A 7,479-nucleotide genomic window follows, 5' to 3' on the forward strand; every position below is an offset into this window, starting at 1 on the left:
CCGCGCGCTCGTCCGCCAGCCGCCGGGCCACCTGCCGGCCGCCGGCCCGTTCCACCAGGTGGGCGGCGTGCCGGAGCGACTCGTCGGTCACCTCGCCCGAGGCGAGCAGGGCGGCCAGGTCGGTCGCGGCCGGGCCGCCGTCGGCGAGGGCGGCCAGGACGGGGAGGGTCTTCTTGCCACGCCGCAGGTCGCTGTAGATGGGCTTGCCGGTGATGTCGGGGTCACCCCAGATGCCCAGCAGGTCGTCCACGATCTGGAAGGCCACCCCGAGCTCGCGGCACACGCGATACATGCGCTCCGCCAGATCGGCCGGGCCGCCGCCGAGCGCGACTCCCACGGCGGCGGCGCAGCCGAGCAGGGCGCCGGTCTTGCGAGCGGCCATGGCGCAGTATTCGTCGATGGTGACGGCGGCGCGACCGGTCCAGGGACGGTCCTCGAACGCCATGTCCTCCGACTGGCCGTGGACCAGTTCCACCAGCGCCGCCGACAGGTGGGACATGGCGCTCGGGCTGCCCGCGGCGGCCAGTCGCCTGATCGCCAGGGCGAGCAGCGCGTCACCGGTGATGATCGCCGGTCCGACGCCGTACGCCTTCCAGACCGACTCGCGATGCCTGCGCCGCTCGTCGTGGTCGATGATGTCGTCGTGCACCAGCGAGAACACGTGCACCAGCTCGACGGCCAGCGCTCCGGGGACGGCCCGCTCGGCCGAGCCGCCCACGGCTTCGGCGCAGAGCAGGGTCAGCGCGGGCCGCAGCCGCTTGCCGCCGTGCCCGTCGAGCGGAGTGCCGTCGGCCTCCGTCCAGCCCAGGGAGAAGGCAGCCATGTCGCCGCCCCACGGATGCAGGCCGGCCACGGTGTCGCGCAGGGCGGGCTCCAGCAGTTCGCGGACGCGGGCGAGCGCTCGCGCGAGGGCCGCCCGCGAGGTGAGGCCCACCACGTCATCGGCGGCGCGCCGGTCCCCCACCCCGGGATCCGGGGGCACGGCGGGGTCGTCGGCCTCCATGGGCGCAGCGGAAAGGCCGAGTTCGCCGGAGGTGGATGCGGCGGGTCCAGCGACCATCAGTCCTCCGGGCGACGGCGAGCAGGTGACGGGCTTGTCGCAAATGCCCGCCTTGATAGTACATGCATGATCGTGTGATACTTGGCGCAAGTGTGACACTATGTCGGAAGAGTGCGTTCTTGGAACGCTTCAAACCATAGACCCCGACACAAACCACCAGGACACCGCCACCGAGCCGCCGACCTGGGCCTCCGAGGGCCACCGGGCGGTTACGACCGGCCCGGCATCAGCCCCTACACCCTGTCCCTCAGCGCCGAAAACCTGCAGCCCACGCTCCCCCAAAGAAGCAAACTGCCACATTTGTCACAACTTGATCATATAAACATGATCATGTGATACTTCGAGCCAAGAGTTACAGATGTCAGGAGAGTTGACTCCCTGACTGGTGTTACGCAAGCCGTCAGCCGATGCCCGTACGAGGTGGAAAGACATGGCGTTACCGGTTGACACCGACCATGCCCGGATCAGACAGGCCAGACGGATTCCGCTCTACCGGAAGGCACACCGGCTGCTGCGAGACCCGATGAAGGAGTTCGTCGAGGCGGGCCTGCAGGCGGGCGGAGACATCGTTCAGCTAGATCTGGGAGTCTTCCGGCCGTATCTCTTGTCACACCCGGAGCATGTCCACCACGTACTCCGCGGGAACGCCGCCAACTACCCCCGCATCGGCATGTTCTGGCGTCCGCTGAACAACCTGGTCGGTTACGGCATCGGCGGCGAAGGCGAATACTGGGAGTACATCCGCGGAATGCTCCAGCCGGTGTTCGCCGGCAAGAACCTCGCCGCCATCACCGACGATATGGCGGCGACGATCGTCGAAAGGGTCGACGAATTACAGCAGAAGGTGTCGGCCGGGCGTCCTGTCGACGCCGAGCTCGAGATGACGCGGATCGTCCAGCACGCCGTCACGCGCTTCTTCATCGGTGACCGGGTCTCCGCCGACGTGGCCGACAGGCTCGGCGACGCGATCACTTCGGCCACCGGCTCCCTCGCCTCCAGGATCATCTTCTCGTTCGTGCCGAGCCGGGTGCCCATGCCGGGTGACGGTACGTTCAAACGCGCCGTCCGGGTGATCGACGAGATCGTCTTCCCGGTCATCCGCGAGGCCCGGCGCACGCACGCACCGGGCTACGACGTCCTTTCGCTCCTGCTCCGGGCGCGCGACGCGGACGGGCGGGCGCTCGACGACCAGCAGCTCCGGGACGAGATCGTCGGTCTCTACGTGGCGGGCGGGGAATCGTCCGCGGTGGCGCTGATCTGGCTCTGGGTGGCGCTGGACGCGAATCCGGAGGTCGCCGCCAAGCTGTACGAGGAGATCGATCGAGTGGTGGGAACGGATCTGCCCAGGCGATCCCACCTGTCGGAGCTGCGCTACGCCAAGATGTTCCTGCAGGAGCTGCTCCGGATGTATTCGGTGGGCTGGATGGTGCCGCGGCAGGCGGTGTCGGATGACGTCATCGACGGGGTTCGCGTCAAGGCCGGGGCGACCGTTCTCATCAGCCCTTACATAACCCACCAGCTCGACAGCGTCTGGGAACGTCCGCACGTGTTCGACCCGGAGCGGTTCGCGCCGGACAGGCAGGATCGGCGTCAGGCGCGCTCCTACCTCGCCTATGGAGCGGGGCCTCACCAATGTGTGGGTCGGCACCTGTTCGTCGTCGAGGCACAGCTGGTTCTCGCCGCGATCCTCACCCGGTTCCGGCCTGAACTGCGCACCGCTTCGCCCGTCGAACCCCGGATCGGCCTGGCGCTGAAACCTCGCCAGGCCGTCGAAATAGTGCTCCGCCCTGTCGAGCACGCGTAGCGGGGCGAGCCATGATCCAGGGCCTGCCGGCGGGCGAACCGTTGACCGCGGCGGAAATAGGCCGCGTATGCGCGGTGGCGGGACAGATACAGAGAGAAATGCGGTCAGAGGCGGAGGCGCGGCCCGCGTTATTCGCCGACAAGGCGTTCGATCCTGCTCTTTTCAGCACTCTTTCGCTGGCCCTCGCTTTCAGTGCCCCGGAGCTCAGCGCCGCGGACCTTCGCCTGACGCACCGGATGACGTTATGGAGCTTCGCCCTCGACTGGCTCGTCGACTATGCCGCCGCCTCGGCGGAGGAGGTGGCGGCCATTTCGGAAAGGTGCCTCTCCGTCGCGTCCGGAGGGCGGGCGAGCGATGACCTCACATCTTTACTCGCCGAAATCCGTGACGACCTGGCGACCGCTCCGGCTTTTCCGGCGCTGCGTGACGTGTGGCGGGACGAACTAGAACGCGTCCTTCGCGCGATGACGCTGGAATGGCAGTGGAAGGCCACCGCACAACCGTCGTTCGACGACTATCTCGCCAATTCGGCGAATCTCGGGTTCGCCTTCGTCTTCACCACGCACTGGATCTGGACGGGTGACTCGCGATCAGTCGGCGAGGTGCGCGCGGCGAGCTGGTCGGTGGAGCGCGTGATCCGGCTGCTCAACGACCTGGCGACGTACGAGCGGGACCTGAGCTGGGGGGACCTCAACGCCCTCCTGCTCGATGTCAGCCGCGAGCAGGTGGAGCGGAAGATCCGGCAGCTCGCCGAAGAGAGCTGGACGCTGATCGATCCGCTCCGCGCGACGCAGCCGGAACTGGCCGAATACATGGTGCGCCAGGTGCAGTTCTGCGCCGGGTTCTACCGGATCACGGACTACTGGGGCGCACATTGACCTTGGACGACCCCCGGACCGCCCACGTCGACGTGGATGCCGCGGCCGGGCGACTGATTTCCGAACTCATGGCAGAGCCCTGGGGTCAGGTCTCGGCGTCCGTGTACGAGACCGGGCGGCTGGTGACTCTGGCCCCCTGGCTGACCGGGCACACCCAGCGGGTGAACCACCTGACCTCCACGCAGCGGCCGGACGGCGGCTGGGGCGCGCCCGGAGGCTACGCGCTCGTCCCGACATTGAGCGCGACAGAGGCGCTTCTGCGCGAGGCGTCCGCTGACGCGGCGCTGTCGCGGGCCGCCGCGAGCGGGCTGGACGCGCTGTTCCGCTGGCTCGAGTCCGACCTGCCACTGCCCGACATGCCCGCCGTCGAGCTCATCGTCCCGTCGCTGGTGGCACTGATCAACGAACGCCTCGACAGCCTGAGGGAAACGCCGGTCAGTGGCCTGGATCTCTGGGCAGGCCAGGGGCGACTCCCCCTCCCCAAGGGGATGAGCGAGGCCAAGTTGGCGATGATCCGTCACCACGTGCGGACGGGCGAGGGGGTGCCGGAGAAGCTGCTGCACGCCCTCGAAGTCGTCGGAGACGCGGCGTGCGGCGCCCAGGCGGTCGGCGTGGAGACCGCGGGGAACGTCGGAGCCTCGCCGGCTGCCACCGCGGCGTGGCTGGGCGATCGGCCACCGCCCGCGCGCGGCGACACAGCCCGCGAATACCTGGAGAGGGCCGTCGAATGGCACGCGGGTCCGGTGCCCTGCGCGCTGCCGGTTACGGAGTTCGAGCGGGGCTGGGTGCTGAGCTGGCTGCTCCGGGCCGGCGTCCCTGTCGCCGTCCCGCCACGGCTGGTGGCGGAGCTGGGTGCCGCCATCCACCGGCACGGGACGTCAGGCGGGGCCGGGCTTCCGGCGGACGCCGACAGCACGTCCGTGGCGCTGCACGCTCTCGCCATGCTGGGAGCCGGCAGGGAGCCGGACAGCCTGTGGCACTTCGAGACGGATACACACTTCTGCACCTGGCCCGGCGAGCAGGGAGACTCCGTCACCACGAACGCGCACGTGCTCGACGCCTTCGGCCACCATGTGGCCGAAGGTACGGGGGGCACGGACCGGCGGTACCCGAAGGCGGTCGAGAAGATCTCGTCGTGGCTCGTCGACCAGCAGCTACCCGACGGGAACTGGTGGGACAGGTGGCACGCCTCACCGTTCTACGCCACGGCGTGCTGCGCTCTGGCCCTGGACCGCTACGCGAACCATCCGGCCGCGGTTGAGGGGGCCGTACGGTGGGTCGTCGATTCGCAACGCCGAGACGGCTCGTGGGGGCGGTGGGACGGCACCGTCGAGGAGACCGCCTACGCGATGCAGACGCTGCTGCTGACCCACGCGAACGTGGCGGGACGAGAACGAGCGGCGGCCCGCGGCTATGCGTATCTCACCCGCGCCGACCCGCAACCGGCACCCGCACTCTGGCATGACAAGGACCTTTACCGGCCGGAGGCGATCGTGCGTGCGGCCGTCCTGGGCGTCGTGCGCCTTATGCGACGCGACCCCACGATCGCCCCTTCCAGCGAGTGAGGCCAGCCGATGGAACAAATCTCTACTCGGAAAAGCGATACAAATGTGGACATTGCGCCGTTTAGGGTCTAACACTTCCTTGAGTGGTTAATGTTACCGTTGCTAAGGTTCCCCGAGTGCGAGGCGATGAGCGAGTCTTCCACGCTGGCTGTCGCCACCGCATCCCGGAAGACTGCAGGGCTTTCCGACACTCGCTGGGACAGGTGTAATGCGTTTCCGCAACTCGCGCGTGCGAACCAAGGTCATAGCCCTTCTGGCGTCGCTCGCCGCACTCTGGGCCTTCGCCGCCTGGGTGACCCTGAGAGACGGTCTGAACCTGCTGTGGGTCAGCACGATCGACGAGAACGTGGGGCGGCCCACCGTGGCGCTCGTGACGGCACTACAGACGGAACGCCAGCTCTCGCTGGCCTACCTGGGCGGCCACTCGCCGCAACGGCGCGACGCGCTCGCCAGGCAGCGGGCTCGTACCAATGAGGCCCAGGCCGCGTTCGAGGAGCGTGTCTCGAGCTACAGCGTCCAGGCCGCGGCGGCCGTCGCCCTCCAACGCCGGTTGGACGACACGCTCAAGGCACTGGACACCCTTCCCAAGCACCGCAAGGCGGTCGACTCGGGAGCGATCGACCGCGCTCAGGCCGCCAGGGCCTTCACCCAGCTCGTCGACACCGCGTTCCTGATCTACGGCTCCGAGGCGACCCTCGATGATCAGGAGATCGCCAAGGACGCCCGCACTCTCATCGCCTTCACCCGCGCGAAGGAGATCCTCTCCCGCGAGGACGCGCTGCTCGCGGGAGCCCTGGCGGCCGGTGGCCTCAGCGCCGGGGAGCATCGGGAGTTCGCGGGGCTGGTCAGCACCCAGCGGTTCCTACACAACGAGGCCGCGGCGGAGCTACCCGAGGCCGACCGCGCGAGATTCTCGCGGCTGACGGCCAGCCAGGCGTTCCAGCGACTCCGCACGCTGGAAGATCGGGTCATCGAGAACGCGAGAGACCAGGCGGGGCTGCCCGTCACCGCGAGGGAGTGGCAGTCGGCGCTCCAGCCGGTCCTGCCGGAGCTGGAGAAGTTCCTGTTCGTCTCCGCGGACGGGCTGGTCGGGCGAGCCGCGCCGGTCGCGGTCGGCGTCATCGTGCGGCTGGTGCTGGCCGGCGGGCTCGGGCTCCTCGCGGTGGTCGCGTCGATCGTGCTGTCCATCACCACGGCCCGCCAGTTGCTCTCGCAGCTCCAGAAGCTGCGCGACGCGGCGCACGAGCTCTCCGACGAACGGCTGCCCGGCGTGGTGGAGCGGATCGGCCGCGGGGAGAAGGTCGACATCGAGGTGGAGGCGCCGTCCCTGCGGTTCGGCGACGACGAGATCGGGCAGGTCGGCCAAGCGTTCAACACGGTGCAGGCGACCGCCATCAGGGTCGCCGCCGAGCAGGCCGAGCTGCGCCGCAGCATCCGCGACATCCTGCTGAGCCTGGCCCGCAGGACGCAGGGCCTGGTGCACCGGCAGCTCAGCGTGCTCGACGTGATGGAGCGGCGCGAGACCGACCCCGAGGAGCTGCGTGAGCTCTTCCGCCTGGACCACCTCGCCATCCGGATGCGCCGCAACGCGGAGAACCTCATCGTGCTCTCCGGCTCCTCCCCCGCCCGCACCTGGCGCCGCTCGGTGCCGATGGTCGACGTGGTGCGCGGCGCGCTGGCCGAGGTGGAGGACTACACCCGGGTGGACCTCATGCCGATGGGCGACGTCGTGCTGGTCGGCCGGGCCGTCGGTGACGTCATCCACCTGCTGGCCGAGGTGATCGAGAACGCGGTGTCGTTCTCGCCGCCCTACACGACCGTCCAGGTCAGCGGGCAGCTCGTGGCCAACGGCTACGTGGTCGAGATCGAGGACCGGGGTCTCGGCATGAAGCCCGAGGACCTCGAGGCCGCCAACGAGCGCATCGCCCACCCGCCGGAGTTCCGCATCAGCGGCACCGCGCGGCTGGGCCTCTACGTGGTCAGCCGGCTGGCCGAGCGCCACGGGATCCAGGTGGTGCTGAAGCAGTCGCCGTACGGGGGGACCACGGTCGTCGTCCTGCTGCCGCAGGAGCTCGTGGAGCTGGACGACAGCCCCAAGGCGCCCGACGAACGGCCGGCGACGAGCCTGCCGCGCCGGCAGGCCGGGGTGGCAGCGGTGGCCACGGCGGCGAC

At 69.2% G+C, this 7,479-nt stretch carries 5 protein-coding genes; 4 read left to right on the forward strand and 1 reads right to left on the reverse strand.

Features of this window, described 5'->3' with window-relative positions:
* Positions 1-1,003 (reverse strand): polyprenyl synthetase family protein (locus DQW85_RS31150; protein WP_162795519.1); only part of this gene is annotated, 1,003 nt, incomplete at its 3' end.
* A gap of 487 nt (positions 1,004-1,490) precedes the next feature.
* Between DQW85_RS31150 and DQW85_RS31155 the strand changes: the two genes are divergently transcribed.
* The 4 genes from DQW85_RS31155 to DQW85_RS31170 all read left to right on the forward strand — a co-directional run.
* Entirely contained in the window at positions 1,491-2,864 is a 1,374-nt protein-coding gene (locus tag DQW85_RS31155; protein ID WP_113703377.1) for a cytochrome P450, read from the forward strand.
* Positions 2,865-2,875: 11 nt separating this feature from the next.
* Complete coding sequence (locus DQW85_RS31160; RefSeq protein ID WP_113703378.1) at positions 2,876-3,742, forward strand: terpene synthase family protein; 867 nt, start codon at positions 2,876-2,878, stop codon at positions 3,740-3,742.
* A gap of 68 nt (positions 3,743-3,810) precedes the next feature.
* Positions 3,811-5,307 (forward strand): prenyltransferase/squalene oxidase repeat-containing protein, encoded by a 1,497-nt coding sequence (locus DQW85_RS31165; protein WP_113703380.1) that lies wholly within the window; start codon positions 3,811-3,813, stop codon positions 5,305-5,307.
* A gap of 229 nt (positions 5,308-5,536) precedes the next feature.
* On the forward strand, positions 5,537-7,479 hold a 1,943-nt coding region (locus DQW85_RS31170; protein ID WP_240197534.1), incomplete at its 3' end, for a sensor histidine kinase.

The organism is Nonomuraea lactucae (genome assembly GCF_003313395.1).
Taxonomy (GTDB): domain Bacteria; phylum Actinomycetota; class Actinomycetes; order Streptosporangiales; family Streptosporangiaceae; genus Nonomuraea; species Nonomuraea lactucae.

Coding starts and splice junctions, on each gene's coding strand:
- DQW85_RS31155 (WP_113703377.1), top strand. CDS start 1,491: ATGGCGTTACCGGTTGACACCGACCATGCCCGGATCAGACAGGCCAGA.
- DQW85_RS31160 (WP_113703378.1), top strand. CDS start 2,876: ATGATCCAGGGCCTGCCGGCGGGCGAACCGTTGACCGCGGCGGAAATA.
- DQW85_RS31165 (WP_113703380.1), top strand. CDS start 3,811: ATGGCAGAGCCCTGGGGTCAGGTCTCGGCGTCCGTGTACGAGACCGGG.